Origin of the sequence: Streptomyces sp. NPDC048278 (genome assembly GCF_040652195.1) — a bacterium.
Classification (GTDB): Bacteria; Actinomycetota; Actinomycetes; order Streptomycetales; family Streptomycetaceae; genus Streptomyces.
The window spans coordinates 82487-98458 of record NZ_JBEZLP010000036.1; the positions used below are offsets into that span (position 1 = coordinate 82487).

At 72.0% G+C, this 15972-nt stretch carries 13 protein-coding genes; 3 read left to right on the top strand and 10 right to left on the bottom strand.

Annotation, left to right across the window (positions count from 1 at the left end):
• Positions 1 to 22 precede the first annotated feature (22 nt).
• Positions 23 to 469 carry a DUF1992 domain-containing protein gene (locus AB0D74_RS40965; RefSeq protein WP_362598862.1) on the bottom strand — a complete coding sequence of 149 codons (447 nt, stop codon included), beginning with the start codon at positions 467 to 469 and terminating at the stop codon, positions 23 to 25.
• 100 nt (positions 470 to 569) lie between these two features.
• On the opposite strand from AB0D74_RS40965, the gene AB0D74_RS40970 reads away from it, so the two are divergent.
• Positions 570 to 959, top strand: coding sequence for a hypothetical protein (locus tag AB0D74_RS40970; protein WP_362598864.1), 390 nt, complete (start codon positions 570 to 572; stop codon positions 957 to 959).
• A 12-nt stretch (positions 960 to 971) separates the two neighbouring features.
• Here the strand turns inward: AB0D74_RS40970 and AB0D74_RS40975 are convergent, their stop codons facing one another.
• The 4 genes from AB0D74_RS40975 to AB0D74_RS40990 form a co-directional block, all read right to left on the bottom strand.
• Complete coding sequence (locus AB0D74_RS40975) at positions 972 to 1643, bottom strand: O-methyltransferase (RefSeq protein WP_362598866.1); 672 nt, start codon at positions 1641 to 1643, stop codon at positions 972 to 974.
• 62 nt (positions 1644 to 1705) lie between these two features.
• Positions 1706 to 2959, bottom strand: a complete 1254-nt coding sequence (locus AB0D74_RS40980; RefSeq protein WP_362598868.1) for a transposase — start codon at positions 2957 to 2959, stop codon at positions 1706 to 1708.
• A gap of 109 nt (positions 2960 to 3068) precedes the next feature.
• Positions 3069 to 4250, bottom strand: a complete 1182-nt coding sequence (locus tag AB0D74_RS40985; RefSeq protein ID WP_362598870.1) for a DUF2330 domain-containing protein — start codon at positions 4248 to 4250, stop codon at positions 3069 to 3071.
• 273 nt (positions 4251 to 4523) lie between these two features.
• Positions 4524 to 5903: an MFS transporter gene (locus tag AB0D74_RS40990; RefSeq protein ID WP_362598872.1), complete on the bottom strand. Its 1380-nt coding sequence runs from the start codon at positions 5901 to 5903 to the stop codon at positions 4524 to 4526.
• A gap of 382 nt (positions 5904 to 6285) precedes the next feature.
• Here AB0D74_RS40990 and AB0D74_RS40995 point away from each other — a divergent pair, with 382 nt between their 5' ends.
• Entirely contained in the window at positions 6286 to 8331 is a 2046-nt protein-coding gene (locus AB0D74_RS40995) for a bifunctional glycosyltransferase 87/phosphatase PAP2 family protein (RefSeq protein ID WP_362598874.1), read from the top strand.
• 119 nt (positions 8332 to 8450) lie between these two features.
• Here the strand turns inward: AB0D74_RS40995 and AB0D74_RS41000 are convergent, their stop codons facing one another.
• Positions 8451 to 9620, bottom strand: a complete 1170-nt coding sequence (locus tag AB0D74_RS41000; protein WP_362598876.1) for a steroid 3-ketoacyl-CoA thiolase — start codon at positions 9618 to 9620, stop codon at positions 8451 to 8453.
• A gap of 287 nt (positions 9621 to 9907) precedes the next feature.
• Between AB0D74_RS41000 and AB0D74_RS41005 the strand changes: the two genes are divergently transcribed.
• On the top strand, positions 9908 to 11143 hold the full coding sequence (locus AB0D74_RS41005) for a cytochrome P450 (RefSeq protein WP_362598878.1): 1236 nt from the start codon (positions 9908 to 9910) through the stop codon (positions 11141 to 11143).
• Positions 11144 to 11433: 290 nt separating this feature from the next.
• Here AB0D74_RS41005 and AB0D74_RS41010 read toward each other — a convergent pair whose 3' ends face one another.
• The 4 genes from AB0D74_RS41010 to AB0D74_RS41025 form a co-directional block, all read right to left on the bottom strand.
• Positions 11434 to 11847, bottom strand: a complete 414-nt coding sequence (locus AB0D74_RS41010; protein ID WP_362598880.1) for a transglycosylase SLT domain-containing protein — start codon at positions 11845 to 11847, stop codon at positions 11434 to 11436.
• A 339-nt stretch (positions 11848 to 12186) separates the two neighbouring features.
• Positions 12187 to 12996, bottom strand: a complete 810-nt coding sequence (locus AB0D74_RS41015) for an ECF transporter S component (RefSeq protein ID WP_362598882.1) — start codon at positions 12994 to 12996, stop codon at positions 12187 to 12189.
• Positions 12993 to 14636 (bottom strand): ATP-binding cassette domain-containing protein, encoded by a 1644-nt coding sequence (locus AB0D74_RS41020; RefSeq protein ID WP_362598884.1) that lies wholly within the window; start codon positions 14634 to 14636, stop codon positions 12993 to 12995. Before AB0D74_RS41020 ends, AB0D74_RS41015 begins: the two co-directional genes overlap by 4 nt.
• A complete protein-coding gene (locus AB0D74_RS41025) occupies positions 14633 to 15724 on the bottom strand; it encodes an energy-coupling factor transporter transmembrane protein EcfT (RefSeq protein ID WP_362598886.1) in 1092 nt (363 codons plus the stop codon). The genes AB0D74_RS41020 and AB0D74_RS41025 overlap by 4 nt, the downstream gene beginning before the upstream one ends.
• Between the last annotated feature and the right edge of the window lie 248 nt (positions 15725 to 15972).

Below are 15972 nucleotides of genomic sequence, written 5' to 3' on the forward strand. Positions count from 1 at the left end.
GGCACCCGCGACCTCGTGGTTGCTACGCCGGGGACTCCGGCTCCGGCTCCGGTGCCGTCGTGTCCGTCGGCTCCCGGCGCTTGCGCCATTGCCGTACGACCTCCTCGACGTCGTACGGCTTCCTGCCCAGCGGGGGGCCGGGCGGGGGTTTGAACATCATGTCGCGGATCTTGACGTTGACGTCGGTGATGATCTTGCGGACGATCCGTTCCGAGGGGGCCGCGTAGGCCGCCGTCAGGGCGTCCTCGGCCTCCTTGCGGAGGGCGAGTGTCGGTGGCAGGACCGACAGGCCCTCGCGGGCCATCTTCCGCTTGATCCACCACAGTTCGTCGTACGGCGCCTCCAGGGCGGCCGGCAACGGCTCGCCCGCGCCCGGCAGTCCGTCGAACTCGCCGCGCCGCTGGGCGTCTTGGATCTGCCTGTCGACCCAGGACTCGAACGGCACCCCGGGTGGCTTTCGCTCGGTCATGACTTCATTGTGCCGGACGTGGCGCGGCCGGGCGTTTTATCATGCGCCGGAGATCCACGACGGATCACGAAGGATTCAGGAACGCGCAGGGGGAACGCACGTGCTCGAACTCACCATGGCCGCCGTGTCCGGAGAAGCGGGCGAGACGGCCGGCATGCTCATGGCCGACGCGCCCAGCGAGCCGGGTGCCGCGCTGCGGGTGGGCCGCGACGCCGCCGCCTGCCGGCTCGCGACGCCCGACGACTGGCTGTTCGTCTCCCGGGTACACCTGGAGTTCCTGTGCGGGCCCGAGGGCGGCTGGCACGTCAGCTGGCTGCGCGGCTCCCAGGCCGAACCGTCCTCCGAGGTGCTGCTGACCGTCGGCGAGTACGCCCAGGCCATCGCCTACGGCGGCACGGTCGCACTGCCCCGGGGCGGCTCCGGCGAGATCGTCATCCGGGACCGCACCGCCCCGCGCAGCGTCAACGTGGGCTTCTACCTGGAGGGTTGAGCAACAGCAGGGTCAGTCGAGGACGCGCGCCAGCGCGAAGCCGTCGTAGCCCTTGCTGCCGACCGTCTGGATCGCCGTGCCGGTCAGCCTCGGGTGCGCCGCGATCAGCTCGATCGCGGCGCGGGTGCCGACCACGTCCGGCTCGGCGCTCTCGGCGTCGACCACCCGGCCGCCCCGCACCACGTTGTCGACGATGATCAGGCTGCCGGTGCGGGTGAGCCGCAGCGCCCACTCCACGTAGTGCGGGTTGTTGGCCTTGTCGGCATCGATGAAGACCAGGTCGAAGGGGGCCGGGTTCTCGTCGGCGAGCTTGGGCAGCGACTCCAGGGCGGGCCCGACCCGCACCTCGACGACCTTCTCCAGGCCCGCGCGGGCGATGTTGCGGACCGCGACCTCGGCGTGCCGGGCGCTGTACTCCAGCGAGATCAGCCTGCCGTCGGCGGGCAGGGCGCGGGCCAGCCAGATGGTGCTGTAGCCGCCGAGGGTGCCGATCTCCAGGATGTTCCGGGCGTCCTGGATCTGGGCGAGGAGCTGGAGCAGTTTGCCCTGGTTGGCGGTGACGTTGACGTGCGGGAGCTCGTTCGCCTCACTCTCCCGCAGGGTCGCCTGGAGCGACTCGTCGTCCGGTGACAGGTGGCTGGTGAAGTAGAAGTCGACGTCGTCCCAGAGCTGAGAGCCGCTCATGCGTACGCTGCCTTTCGCATATTCGGGTAGCTGCCCACTGGCAGCTACCTGGATAGCACTAGTCAACGGTCCTGGACCGAAGGCCCGGACCTTGCACAACGGGCGCCACTGGCTGTGGTGCTGCATTTGCGTCCTGTCCCACGCCCGGCTTCGGTAGGTGGGTCTGGGGCGGTTGACTGCGCCCCGCGTCGCCACAACTCCCACGCTCGCACGCGGATGATGCGGGAGCCGTTCCGGTCTGCGTGATCAACGAACCCGCAGGACCGGCACGCGAACCAGGCTTGCGAAACCCGGTTCGCCTTGTCGATGTGCCCGCACGCGGCGCAGGTGCGGGAGGTGTACGCCGGATCGACGTGCACCACCGGCACCCCGGCCTTGCGAGCTTTGTACGCGATGAACTGCCCCAGCTGGGCGAAGGCCCAGCTGGAGTGGGTGGCCCGTTGGGGCTTTGCAAGCCGTACCCGTTCGTGGATGCCCGTAAGGTCTTCCAGGGCAATCCCGCGATCGGTGCGTTCCGCCTCAGCCACCACATGCTTCGCGATCTTGTGGTTGATGTCTTTCGCCCACCGCGCCTCCTTGCGCCGTCGCTTCTTCAGACGGCGCTTGGCGGACGGGGTGTTCTTCTTCTGTAGCTTCCCGCGCAGCCCGCGCTCCCGGCTGCGGATGCGGTTGAGGCGGCGTCCGGCCATGATCTCGCCGTCGGATGTGGTGGCGATGTTGACGATGCCCAGGTCGATGCCGAGGAAATCCACCGGATCCGTGTTCAGCGGTGCTTCGGGGACCTCGCAGGTAGCGTTCAGGAACCACATGCCGTCTCGCGACAGCAGGTCGGACTCGCCCTTGCGGTACAGGGCCAGCGTGGCCGTCTGCTCCGGTGAGGCGGTGAACACCACGTCCTGTATCCGCCCGGCGGTCGTCCAGATCGAAATCCGGCGCCGCTCGATCTGCCAGGACAGCATCCGGTCGTCATAGGGCTGTGCACCCTGCGGACGGAAGGCTACCGGCTTCTCCACCGCTTGGCGGTGGCGCCTGGACCCAGGCCTGCCCAGGTTTCCGGCCCTCAAGTTCGCTTTCAGCGCGGCATACGCGTCGCAGGTCTTCTTGATGACGTGTTGGGCGGCCTGGGCCCCCAGCCCCCACCGTGCCTTGATCTGACGGTAGGTGTGCCCGCGCAGCGAAAAATTGGACTTCACATCTTTCTCGAACGCCACACTGCTGACCCAGTTGGCCGCCTCGTTGCAGGCCAGCAAAGTCGCCTGCAGCGCCGCCGCTTGCACCGACGTAGGTACCAACCTGACCTGCACCACCAGCTTCACGAGCATCAGACTTGCACACGCAGACGATTACCCGTCATGTGTTCGTTGTGCTGCACCCGACCGAGTGAACCTGTCGTTGTGCTGCCGAAGCAGCTGCCCGCCGGCTGACTCAGCCGATCGGCGCAGGGGGTGTCGGCGGTCCGGGCGGGGGCTGCAGCGGAGGTGTCGGCGGTGTGGGGGGCTGGGTCGGAGGGGGTGGCGGGGCCGGGCGGCGGGAGCGTCGTACGGCTGTCAGCGAGGCGGTGGTGACGACCAGGAGCAGTGCGGCGCCGATCGTCAGCAGCCACGCCGGGATCCCGGCCACCTTGCGCAGCCGGTCCTCGTAGACGACCTGCTGGAACGGGGTGTCCGAGGCCGCCCGCCGCAGCACGTGGTCGGCGGAGATCCGGGACGGGTACGGGAACTCCTGGCCGATCGCCGTCAGGTACGGGGTGCCGGCGGCCAGCTCGCCCAGTTCGCCCGCCGGGCGGCTGAGCCGGCCGGCGTAGACGACCCGCGGGCGTTCGCCGCCGATCGCGGAGCGCGGCTCCATGCGGTGCGCGGCCAGCACGTACAGGCCGAGCGACTGCGGGGTGGCCGCGAGCCCGGAAAGCCGCATCGGGTAGACCGGGCGGTCGCTGGCGAAGGCGAGGTGGAGCGGGTCGAGGGCGCCGTGCAGCGCGGTGCCCGCGGTCTCGGGGGCGAGTCTGACCGCGACGTACTCCCAGTGGTCCGCGACGTAGGGCTGGAGCGCGGTGTTCAGGCGGGGCGGGAAGGGGAAGCCGTTGCTGCGCAGCCAGCCGTCCAGGGCGCCGGAGTCGGTGGCGGTCAGCTGGGCCACGTCGAACGGGCCGAGCCGCTGGCGGCCGACCACGCCGACGCGGGGGGCGCCGGTGGCAGCGCCGGGCGGGGCGGGGGAGGTGGCGTTGCCGGTGGTGAGGGGCCAGTCGCCGTCCTCGGGCCAGAAGTGGTGGCGGGTGCGGTGCGCCGGGGCGGTGAGCTTGTGCAGCTGGTCGAAGAGGGCCGGGTCGGCGAGGGCGACGGTGGCGCGGTGCGGGACGGGCATGATCCAGGCGACGCGGTCGGCGTCGCCGTCGACCGTCAGGCGCATCACGATCTGTTCGCGGGTGCCGTCCCAGCGCAGTACGGACTCCTCGCGGCCGACGGTGACCTGCTGGGCGGCGTCGGGGACGAGGGCGCCGCAGGCGCAGGCGAAGGCGGGGGCGGCGAGCCAGCCGAGCTGGATGCCGGTGAGGATGAGGAGGACCGCGAGGAGTCGCGTGCGTCGGCGGGGTAGCCGCTGGCCGATCATGAACCGATGCCCTCCGCGCTGCCGTCGATCAGGACTACAGACGGTATAGCGGAGGGCGTGGGTCCTGGGCCGTTCCGGACAGCCACCGTCTGTCTACCGACGGTACGGGGCGACGGGGCCGATCGTTCGAACGTGCAGGTGAGTGGGGGATTTGCGCAGTTCCCCGCGCCCCTGGGGGGAGAGGCCGGGGAAGTTCCTTCGGGTGCGGGCCGGTGGGGGGTGGTCGCGCAGTTCCCCGCGCCCCTGAGGGGGCGCCCCTGACGGGCGCTCCTATCAGGGAGCTTCTATGGAAGGGGCCGAGCCCGGGAGGGGCTTGCCTGCTGTTTCTGTCATGCGCCAGGCGGCGAAGCCGCCCACGACTGCGGCGGCCATCATGTAGTAGGCGGGCATCATCATGTTGCCGGTGGCCCCGATGAGGGCGGTGACGACGAGGGGGGTCGTGCCGCCGAACAGGGAGACCGAGATGTTGAAGCCGATGGAGAGGGAGCCGTAGCGGACGCGGGTGGGGAAGAGAGCCGGGAGGGCTGCCGGCATCGCTGCCGTGAAGCAGACCAGCAGGAGGCCCAGGGCGCCCATGCCGAGGGCGACCGCGAGCAGGCTGCCCTGGCGGATCAGGAGGAGCGCCGGGACGGAGAGGAACAGGAAGCCCGCACAGCCCGCCGCGATCACCGGGCGGCGCCCGACGCGGTCGGTGAGGGCCCCGGCGAACGGCTGGACGATCATCATCAGCGTCATCACGCCGAGGACGACCAGCAGGCCGTGCGTCTCGTCGTACTTCAGCTCACTGGTGAGGTAGCTGGGCATGTACGACAGCAGCATGTAGTCGGTGACGTTGAAGACCAGCACCAGGGCCATGCACAGGAGCAGGGCCGGCCACTGGCTGGTGATCATCTCGCGGAGGGGGACCTTCGGCCGGGCCGACTCCGCCTTCTCGACCTCCGCCGCGAACGCCGGGGTCTCCTCCAGGCGCATCCGCAGGTAGAGGCCGATGATGCCCATCGGGCCCGCGATCAGGAACGGGACGCGCCAGCCCCAGGAGGTGAGGTCGTCGGAGGAGAGCAGTGCCGTCATCAGGGTGACCAGGCCCGCGCCGCCGATGTACCCCGCCAGCGTGCCGAACTCCAGCCAGCTGCCGAAGAAGCCCCGCTTCTTGTCCGGCGCGTACTCGGCGATGAAGGTGGACGCGCCCGCGTACTCGCCGCCGGTGGAGAAGCCCTGGACCAGGCGGGCGGCGAGGAGCAGGAGCGGGGCGCCGACGCCGATGCTCGCGTAGGAGGGGATCAGGCCGATCGCGAAGGTGCCCGCCGCCATCATGATCACGGTGAGGGCGAGGACCTTCTGGCGGCCCACGCGGTCGCCGAGCGGGCCGAAGACCATGCCGCCGAGCGGGCGGACCAGGAAGGCCGCGGCGAAGGCGCCGAACGTGGACAGCAGCTGGGCGGTCGGGTTGCCGGACGGGAAGAAGACCTTGCCCAGCGTCACCGCGATGTAGCTGTAGACGCCGAAGTCGAACCACTCCATGGCGTTGCCGAGCGCCGCCGCCTTCACGGCACGCTTCACCAGCGCGGGGTCGGTGACGGTCGGGGCGGGTGCGGCTGCCGTACGGGGGCCGGGGCGCTGGACGGACGGGGTGACTGCTGCGGCGGTGGCCAAAACGGGGCTCGCCTACCTTTCGTCGGGGACAGGGGCGCGGCCCGTACGGCAGCGGACGGGACGAAAAGCGACGATAGGAGCACTTGGGGCTGTTACGTCGCGTACGCGCTTACATGCACAGTGCAGCTAAATGCGCTGTACGCAGGGACGTCTGCCCGCTCCCGCAGGGATATGCGCGTTGCGCACTGTGATCCTTGTCGCGCCCAGTGATGTCTACCGCACCCCTCGGACACGGTCGTCTTCCGGACAAAACGTGGACGGACGTCAGGTGAAGTGGGGGTTGCCTGCGTCTCTGTCCAGAGGTGATGGGAGCCTCGTAGGGTTCTCGGAGCGATCGAGCGGACCAGCGGGTGTGCGTAACGGGGCGGGAGGCCGGCGAGGCGTGGCGAACGTGGAACACAGCGGGCGGGCAGGGGAGGCTTTCGGCGGGGCGGCGGCGGGGGTGCGGTTCAGAATGGCCCGGCTCGGCCTGTGGGCGGTGGCCGCGGTCCTCGTCGTACGGCAGCTGGCCGTCGTCCTCTCCACCCCGAGCGGGGAACGGCTGACGGACCTGGAGACCTGGGTCGGCCCCGACGGCGTGCTGCACGTCAAGGGCTCCCTGTACGACTCGACGCAGTTCACCGGCACCCCCTTCGGCGGGCTGGTGCTCAAGCCGCTCACCAGAGCCGCCGAGCAGGCCCTCGGCTGGGGCTGGACCTTCGGCACGCTGCTGCTGGTGGTCGCCCTCGGCCTGGTCGCCGCCCGTGCGCTGCCCCAGCCGGTGAGCCGCCGCACCTCGCTGCTGGCCGCGCCGGTCGCGATCAGCCTGCTGCTGCTCTCGCTGCCGGTCCGCAACACCCTCTGGCTCGGCCAGACCAGCATCATCCCGGTCCTGCTCGTCCTGCTCGGCTGCTTCGCCGCCCGCGGGCAGCGCGACAGCGGGGTGTGCGTCGGCCTCGCCGCCGCCCTCCAGCCGGCCCTGCTGCTCTTCGTCCCGCTGCTGTGGTTCACCGGCCGCCGCCGGGCCGCCGTCGCCTCCGGCGCGACCTTCGCCGTCTGCACGGTGCTGGCCTGGGCGGCGCTGCCGCACGACTCGTACACCTACTGGATCCACCACATCGCCGGCACCGGTCTCGGCGGCGAGGCGGACGCGCTCGCCAACCAGTCGCTGCACGGTGCTCTGCTGCGGCTCGGGCTGAGCGGCCCGCTGGAGATCGTCCTGTTCCTGGCGCTCGGCGCCGCGGTGGCCGTCGTAGCGCTGCGCCGCGCGGTGCGCTACGCCCGGGACGGGCAGCTACTGCTCGCGGTCGCGATCACCGGCTGCGCGGTGATCGCGGTGTCGCCGACGGCCTGGCAGCACCAGCTGCTGTGGGTACTGCTCGCGGTGGTCGGCCGGGCCGGGCGGCGCGCCGCCGACCGGACCGTGTGGCCGGTCGTCGTCGTCCTCGTGATGACGCTGCCCGCCAAGGCGATGCTGCCGAACCAGTCGCTCTTCGTACCCGTGCGCGACAACACGATCCTGCTCGCCGCCCTGGCCGCGGCCACGCTCGTGCCCTTCCTCTCCCGGACCGCCCCGGAGTTCGCCCGCCCGGTCCCGACGGACTACGCCGAGCCGGTCCCGGCCCGCTTCCGGCAGGTCCCGCTGGCGCCCTCGCTGCGCCGGGTGCTGACCCGCCCCAACCTCTTCCTCGAACTGGTCGCGATGCGGCTGGTCTACTTCGCCTACCAGCAGATACGGCTCGCCGCCGCCGGGGACGGCAACGGCACCTCGGGGCGGGCCCGCGCCGAGCACCACGGGCGCCAGATCTACGACATCGAGCGGTTCCTGCACCTCGACATCGAGCACTGGGCCAACCACACCGTGTACGGCATCGGCTGGCTGCGCAGCTTCCTCGACTTCTACTACGAGTCCTTCCACTTCGTGGTCCCGCTGACCGTCCTCGCCGTCCTCTACGTCCGGCGCCCGGTCGACTACCGCTGGGCCCGCACCGCCCTCGGCTTCGCCACCGGGTTCGCCCTGATCGGCTTCTGGCTCTACCCGCTGGCCCCGCCCCGCCTGATGCCGGGCCTCGGCATCATCGACACCGTGCACGGGCCGCAGGACTTCGCCAAGCCGGACTACGGCACCCTCACCCAGCTGACCAACCAGTACGCGGCGATGCCCTCGCTGCACTTCGGCTGGGCGCTGTGGTGCGGGATCGTCATCGCCGTCGTCGCCCCGAGGTGGTGGCTCAAGGCCCTCGGCCTGATCCACCCCCTCTTCACGGTCTCCGCCATCATCGGCACCGGCAACCACTGGGTCCTGGACGCGGTGGGCGGTGCGGCGGTGGTCGGCGCGGGCTTCGGGGTGGGGTACCTGTTGCAGGGGCCGCGGGCGGCAGCGCCCCGCGGGGGCTCGGGGGCCGACAAGGAGGACCGGGAGTCGGTGATGGCGTCGGCTTCCGGGTGACGCCTGTCGACGGGGCCGCGGTGTGTCGTCGTTCGGCCGCGGCGCCGTCGTGGCTGGTCGCGCCCACGCGGCGGTAGCCGCACATTCAATACGGCCCCGCGCCCCTCCAGAGGCGCTTCTCAGAGCCGCTGGATGATCGTCCCAGTCGCAAGCCCGCCGCCCGCGCACATCGTGACCAGGGCGAACTCCTTGTCCGTGCGCTCCAGTTCGTGCAGGGCGGTGGTGATGAGGCGGGCGCCGGTGGCGCCCACCGGGTGGCCGAGGGCGATCGCGCCGCCGTTGACGTTGACCTTGTCGAGGTTCTGCTCGAAGACCTGGGCCCAGCTCAGCACCACCGACGCGAACGCCTCGTTGATCTCGACCAGGTCGATGTCCTTGAGGGTCATGCCGGCCTTGCCGAGCACCGCGCGGGTCGCGTCGATCGGGCCGTCGAGGTGGAAGTGCGGGTCGGCGCCGACCAGGGCCTGGGCGACGATCCGGGCCCGGGGGCGGAGTTTCAGGGCGCGTGCCATCCGCTTCGACGCCCACATGATGGCGGCGGCGCCGTCCGAGATCTGGGAGGAGTTGCCCGCCGTGTGGACGGCGGTGGGCATGACCGGCTTGAGGCCCGCCAGCGCCTCCGCCGACGTGTCCCGCAGCCCCTCGTCCCGGTCGACGAGGCGCCACATGCCCTGCCCGGCGTGCTGCTCCTCCTCCGTCGTCGGCACCTGGACGGCGAAGGTCTCGCGCTTGAAGCGTTCCTCGGCCCAGGCGTGCCCCGCCCGCTCCTGCGAGAGCAGCCCGAGCGCGTCGACGTCCTCCCTGGTCAGGCCCCGGTTGCGGGCGATGCGTTCGGCGGCCTCGAACTGGTTGGGCAGGTCGACGTTCCACTCGTCGGGGAACGGCTTGCCCGGCCCGTGCTTGGAGCCGGAGCCCAGCGGTACGCGGGACATCGCCTCGACCCCGCAGCTGATCCCGACGTCGATGACCCCGGCGGCGATCATGTTGGCGGTCATGTGCGAGGCCTGCTGCGAGGAGCCGCACTGGCAGTCGACGGTGGTGGCCGCGGTCTCGTAGGGCAGCCCCATGGTCAGCCAGGCCGTACGCGCGGGGTTCATGGACTGCTCGCCGGCGTGGGTCACCGTGCCGCCGACGATCTGCTCGACCGCGTCGGCGGGGATGCCGGTGCGGCCGAGGAGTTCACGGTAGGTCTCGCCCAGGAGGTAGGCGGGATGCAGGTTGGCGAGCGCGCCGCCGCGCCTGCCGATGGGGGTGCGTACGGCTTCGACGATCACGGGTTCCGCGGCCATGGGGGCTCGGTCCTCTCCTCGGTCACCCGCGCGGCGCAGGGGCGTCCCGGCCCGGCCCGCCACGCAGAACTAGAACGCGTACTAGTTCTGGGTGCAGTCTGCTGACAGGCCGTCCACAACCGCAAGAGGGGTGCATGCAATTGGGGTGACCGTGCCCCTTGCGAGTTGTAGAACCCGTTATTACCTTCACGGCAACCGGCATTTCTGATGGTCCGTCAGAACGGCTGTCGGAACGGCCGTCGGAACGCCGACACGTCCAGATCCGTACACGGTGGGAGTGAGTCGCCATGCCCTGTCCCGCGCTGCCCGACGGGTTCGACCTCACCGACCCCGATCTGCTCCATCACCGGGTGCCGCTCCCGGAGTTCGCCGCACTGCGCCAGGCCGAACCGGTCCGCTGGTTCGAACAGCCGCACGGCCTCGCCGGGTTCGCGGACGACGGCTACTGGGCCGTCACCCGGCACGCGGACGTCAAGTACGTCTCCACGCACCCCGAGCTCTTCTCCTCCTGGCTCAACACGGCGATCATCCGCTTCGGCGAGCACATGCAGCGCGACGCCATCGACGCCCAGCGGCTGATCCTGCTGAACATGGACCCGCCCGAGCACACCCGGGTCCGCCAGATCATCCAGCGCGGCTTCACCCCGCGCTCGATCCGCGCCCTGGAGGAGCGGCTGCGCTCCCGCGCCGGGGCGATCGTCGAGGCGGCCCGCGCCCACTCGGGACCCTTCGACTTCGTCACCGAGGTCGCCTGCGAGCTCCCCCTCCAGGCGATCGCGGAACTGATCGGCATCCCGCAGGACGACCGGGCCAAGATCTTCGACTGGTCCAACAAGATGATCTCGTACGACGACCCGGAGTACGCGATCACCGAGGCGGTGGGCGCCGAGTCCGCCACCGAGCTGATCGCCTACGCGATGAACATGGCGGCCGACCGCAAGCAGTGCCCGGCCAAGGACATCGTCTCCACGCTGGTCGCCGCCGAGGACGAGGGCAACCTCAACTCCGACGAGTTCGGCTTCTTCGTGCTGATGCTCGCGGTGGCCGGCAACGAGACCACCCGCAACGCCATCACCCACGGCATGCACGCGTTCCTGACCCACCCCGAGGCCTGGGACCTCTACAAGCGCGAGCGCCCGGCGACCACGGCCGAGGAGATCGTCCGCTGGGCGACCCCGGTCAACTCCTTCCAGCGGACCGCCACCCAGGACACCGAACTGGGCGGCAAGCTGATCCGCAAGGGCGACCGGGTCGGCGTCTTCTACGCCTCCGCCAACCACGACCCCGAGGTCTTCACCGACCCCGACGACTTCGACATCACCCGCGACCCCAACCCCCACCTCGGCTTCGGCGGCGGTGGCCCGCACTACTGCCTCGGCAAGTCCCTGGCCGTCCTGGAGATCGACCTGATCTTCAACGCGATCGCCGACGCCATGCCGGACCTGCGCCTGACCGGCGAGCCGGACCGGCTCCGCTCGGCGTGGATCAACGGCGTGAAACACCTCCGGGTCACCACGGCCTAGACCGCCTTCGTCGCCCCCTTCACCACCCCCCTCCGGACCCGGGCCGACGGCTCCCGGCGCCGCCGGCCCGTCCCGAGGGAGGCAGGAGCACCCCCTCCCTACGCCCCGTTCCTGCCTCCCCCGAGACACCGGTCACCGCCCCCTTCGGCGGTGTCCGGACATACGTCGGCACCCTCGCCCCAGGAGGGGGGGCGAGGGTGCCGGGGTTCAGGGGCGCGCGGCGCCGGGGATCAGCGGCGGGTGCGCGGCTCGGCCGCGATCGACCGCGGGTGCGCGCGGGTCGGCTGGGCTCAGTACCAGCCGTTGGCCTGCCAGAAGCTCCAGGCGGCGGTCGGGCTGCCGTAGCGGGAGTTCATGTAGTCCAGACCCCACTTGATCTGGGTGGCGGGGTTGGTCTTCCAGTCGGAGCCGGCAGACGCCATCTTCGCGCCGGGCAGGGCCTGGACCAGGCCGTAGGCGCCGGAGGAGGAGTTGGTGGCGGAGGGGTTCCAGCCGCTCTCGTGCGAGACGATCTTGCTGAAGGCGTTGAACTGCGCGGCGTCCGGAATCATCTTGTGCGCGATCGCCTGGGCGGAGGAGGCCGACGTGGTGGCGGCCTGGGCGGGCGCCGCGGTCAGGGCCATGCCGGCGGCGGCAGCGGCCACGGCGGCGGTGGTGAGGGCCTTCTTCGGGGAAGCGATGCGGCGGATGAAGGACACGGACACGGAGAACCTCGTTCGTCGGGGACAGGGAGTCGCCGTGTGCTCCGGAACCACCCCCTGGGGGCTGTCCGTGTGCGTCGGCGCCGCGGCCCGCTGGGGGCTCGTGGTGCCTGGCGACGTCGTCCAGACAAGCAGGCCGGAAAGCCGTCCGCAATCACCCCTTTTACTAGTGGTGGTCGCATAGGAGGGTTTGGTCCGTTGTGTGGCGTGGCTCTCAAACCGCAGGTCAGCCGAGGTGGCAAAACGGGCATAACGGAAAAGTCTGACTACTGTTCCGGATCGTAGGTGACGTGCGTCATGTGGGGTGCTTCACCGGTCGCGTCACCGGGCGCGTACGACGGCTCACGTCCCGGGAGCGTCGAATGTGACCGCGGTCTCGAAGGCGGCCCGCCGGGTGGCCCGGCGCAGCGCCCGCAGCAGCGCCGGACCGAGGAGGAGGGTGAGGACGACCGTGCACAGGGCCCGGCCCAGGTTCCAGCCCATGGCGGTGGCCAGGCTGTAGGCGAGGAAGCGGGCCAGGTTGGCGGCGGGCCCGGCGTGCGGGTCGAAGGCGAGGTTCGAGGCGTTGCCGGCCAGCAGCGGCCACCCGGCCAGGTCGACGACCAGGCCGTAGCCGAACGCGGCCAGGAAGCCGTACCCCGCCAGCAGGGCCAGCTCACCCCGGCCGCGCAGCCGCCCGGCGCCCGGCAGCAGCCCGGCCCCCATCGTGAACCAGCCCATCGCCAGCATCTGGAACGGCAGCCACGGCCCGACCCCGCCGGTGAGCAGCGCCGACGCGAACATGGTGAGCGAGCCCAGGGTGAACCCGAAGCCCGGCCCGAGCACCCGCCCGCTCAGCACCATCAGGAAGAACATCGGCTCGATCCCGGCGGTCCCGGCACCGACCGGCCGCAGCGCGGCCCCGGTCGCGGCCAGCACGCCCAGCATGGCCACCGCCTTCGGACCCAGCCCCGACTCCGAGATCGTCGCCGCGAGCACGGCGACCAGCAGCACCAGCAGGCCCGCGAAGAGCCACGGCGCGTCCTCGGCGTGCGAGGCGATCCGCGAGGACGGCGGGGCGAGGAACGGCCAGCCGACGGCCACCACCCCGACCGCGCTGACCAGGAGGAGCGCGGCGAGGGAGCGGGGGCCGAGCCGCACCGGGCCGGTCATGCCAGGGCCTCGCGGACCTGGGACACGGTGAGCCACCGCTGCGGGGCGAGGATCTTCGTCACCTGCGGCGCGAAGGACGGCGAGGAGACGACGATGTCGTCGGTCGGCCCGTCCGCGATGACCTCGCCCTCCGCGAGCAGCACCACCCGGTGCGCGAGCTCCGCGGCCAGCTCCACGTCGTGCGTGGCCAGCACCACCGCGTGCCCGTCGGCGGCGAGCCCGCGCACCACGTCCACCAGCCGGGCCTTCGCCGCGTAGTCCAGGCCCCGGGTCGGCTCGTCGAGCAGGAGCAGCGGCGGCCGGGCGGTGAGCACGACGGCGAGCGCCAGAACGAGCCGCTGCCCCTCGGAGAGATCACGCGGGTGCGTGTCGTCGGCGACCCCGGGCAACAGGTCCGACACCAGCCGTCGGCAGGTCCCCGCCGCGGCCCCCGCGTCCCGGTCGGCTGCCGCGCACTCGGCACCGACCGTGTCGGCGTACAGCAGGTCACGGGGTTCCTGCGGGACCAGCCCGACCAGGCGTACGAGGTCGCGCGGGCGGGTACGGTGCGGCACCGCGCCGCCGACCCGCACCGCGCCGGAGCCCGGCTCCACGAGCCCGACCAGGGCGCCCAGCAGCGTGGACTTCCCGGCCCCGTTGCGCCCCATGAGCGCGACGGTCTCCCCGGCGGCCACGGTCAGATCGACGCCCCGCAGCGCGTCGACCCGGCCCCGACGGACACCGAGGGAGCGGACCTCGGCGAGGGGGGCTCCGACGACTGCCCCGGAGCCGGTCGCAGGCTCGCACGGAGGGTCGGCCGCGGAACCGCCGGCGAGGCGTCCGGCGAGGCGTTCCCGCAGGCCGTCCGCCGCCACCCGCCGCCGGGCGTCCCGCACGGTCATCGGCAGCGGCGACCACCCGGCCAGCCGCCCCAGCTCCACCACCGGCGGGCACACCGGCGACACGGCCATCACCTCGGCGGGCGTCCCGCACACCGGCGCGGCCCCGTCCCCCGGCAGCAGCACGACCCGGTCGGCGTACTGCACGACCCGCTCCAGCCGGTGTTCGGCCAGCAGCACCGTCGTCCCCAGGTCGTGCACCAGCCGCTGGAGCACGGCCAGCACCTCCTCGGCGGCGGCCGGGTCGAGGGCGGAGGTCGGCTCGTCGAGCACCAGGACCGCGGGATGCGGGGTGAGCACCGACCCGATCGCGACCCGCTGCCGTTGCCCGCCCGAGAGCGTGGCGATGGCCCGGTCCCGCAGCCCGTCGAGCCCCAGCAGATCGAGGGTCTCCTCCACCCGCCGCCGCATCACGGCCGGGGCGATCCCCAACGACTCCATCCCGTAGGCGAGTTCGTCCTCCACGGTGTCGGTCACGAAGTGGGCGAGCGGATCCTGCCCCACCGTGCCCACCACGTCGGCGAGTTCCCGCGGCCGATGGGTACGGGTGTCCCGGCCGGCGACCGTCACCCGCCCGCGCAGGGTGCCGCCGGTGAAGTGCGGCACCAGCCCGCTCACGGAGTTCAGCACCGTCGACTTCCCGGTCCCGGACGGGCCCACCAGCAGGACCAGTTCACCCTCCGGCACCTCGAAGTCGACGCCCTGGACGGCGGACCGGGCCGCGCCCTCGTACGTCACGGAGACGTTCTCGAAGCGGATCACGACGGCTCCTTCGGCACGACGAGCGCGGGCAGCAGACCGAGCAGCACGGCGGCCCCGGGCCACAGCGGAAGCGTGGGGGCGACCAGCGGTACGACCCCTGGTTGCAGGGCCGCCGGGTCGCGGACGGACGCCAGGGTGAGCAGCGCGGCGACGGCGGCCCCCGCCCCGGACACCAGCCAGGCGCGCGCGTCCCACGGGTCCGGCCGGTACCGGGTGCGCGGGGAACGCCGGCCACCGAGCCGCAGCCCCGCCAGCGCGGCGGCCACCCCGGCCAGCAGAAGAGGCAGCCCGTAGCCGCCCCCCTCGGCGCTGAGCAGCCCGTACAGCCCCGCGCAGACGCCGAGCAGACCGCCGAGGGTGAGCCCGGCCGTCGTACGGCGCACCCGGTCCGGGACGTCGGCGCTGCGGCCGTACCCGCGCGCGTCCATCGCGGCGGCGAGAGCGACCGAACGCTCCAGCGCGCTCTCCAGGACCGGGAGCCCCACCTGCATCAGACCGCGGACACCGGAATCGGGCCGGCCGCGCAACCGCCGGGCGGCCCGCAGCCGCTGCACGTCGGCGACCAGGTGCGGAGCGAAGGTGAGCGCGACGACGACGGCCACGCCGAGCTCGTACAGGGCGCCGGGGAGGGACTTGAGCAGCCGGGCCGGGCTCGCGAGCGTGTTCGCGGCACCGACGCAGATGAGGAGGGCGGCGATCCTGAGGCCGTCGTAGAGCGCGAAGACGAGTGCCTCGGCGGTGACCCGGCCACCGAGGCGGATGCCCTGGGCCCAGTGCGGCAACGGGACTTCGGGGAGGGTGACGAGGGTGTGCGCACCGGGGACGGGGGACCCGAGGACGACGGTGAACGCGAGGCGCACGAGGAGCACGGCGAGGCCGAGCCTGACGAACGCGGCGTACGAGCGCGACCAGGGCGCGGTCCGGCTGCGGCACACGGCCACGACGTACCCGGTGACCGCGACGAGCAGCCCCAGCAGAAGCGGATTGGTCGTCCTCGACGCCGCCACCCCCAACGACAGCGACCAGAGCCACCAGGCACCGGGGTGCACGGGGGAGCGGCGCTGGTGCCGCAGGACGGGGAGTCTCACCCGCCCACGCTCACGAGGCACCGCCGCGCCCACCCGCGCCGCCCCAGCGACACGCCTGCCCGCAGCTACGTCTTTGTTTTTCAGGGGCGCGGGGAACTGCGCGAGCAGCCCCTGCCGGTCCGGGGTGGTGTGACTGTCCGCGGCTGGGTTTTTGTTTTTCAGGGGCGCGGGGAACTGCGCGAGCAGCCCCTGCCGGTCCGGGGTGGTGTGACTGTCCGCGGCTGGGTTTTTGTTTTTCAGGGGCGCGG

Excerpts from the sequence above, each read along its gene's own strand:
- AB0D74_RS40965 (WP_362598862.1), bottom strand. The coding sequence starts at position 469 with ATGACCGAGCGAAAGCCACCCGGGGTGCCGTTCGAGTCCTGGGTCGAC.
- AB0D74_RS40975 (WP_362598866.1), bottom strand. The coding sequence starts at position 1,643 with ATGAGCGGCTCTCAGCTCTGGGACGACGTCGACTTCTACTTCACCAGC.
- AB0D74_RS40985 (WP_362598870.1), bottom strand. The coding sequence starts at position 4,250 with ATGATCGGCCAGCGGCTACCCCGCCGACGCACGCGACTCCTCGCGGTC.
- AB0D74_RS41000 (WP_362598876.1), bottom strand. The coding sequence starts at position 9,620 with ATGGCCGCGGAACCCGTGATCGTCGAAGCCGTACGCACCCCCATCGGC.
- AB0D74_RS41005 (WP_362598878.1), top strand. The coding sequence starts at position 9,908 with ATGCCCTGTCCCGCGCTGCCCGACGGGTTCGACCTCACCGACCCCGAT.
- AB0D74_RS41015 (WP_362598882.1), bottom strand. The coding sequence starts at position 12,996 with ATGACCGGCCCGGTGCGGCTCGGCCCCCGCTCCCTCGCCGCGCTCCTC.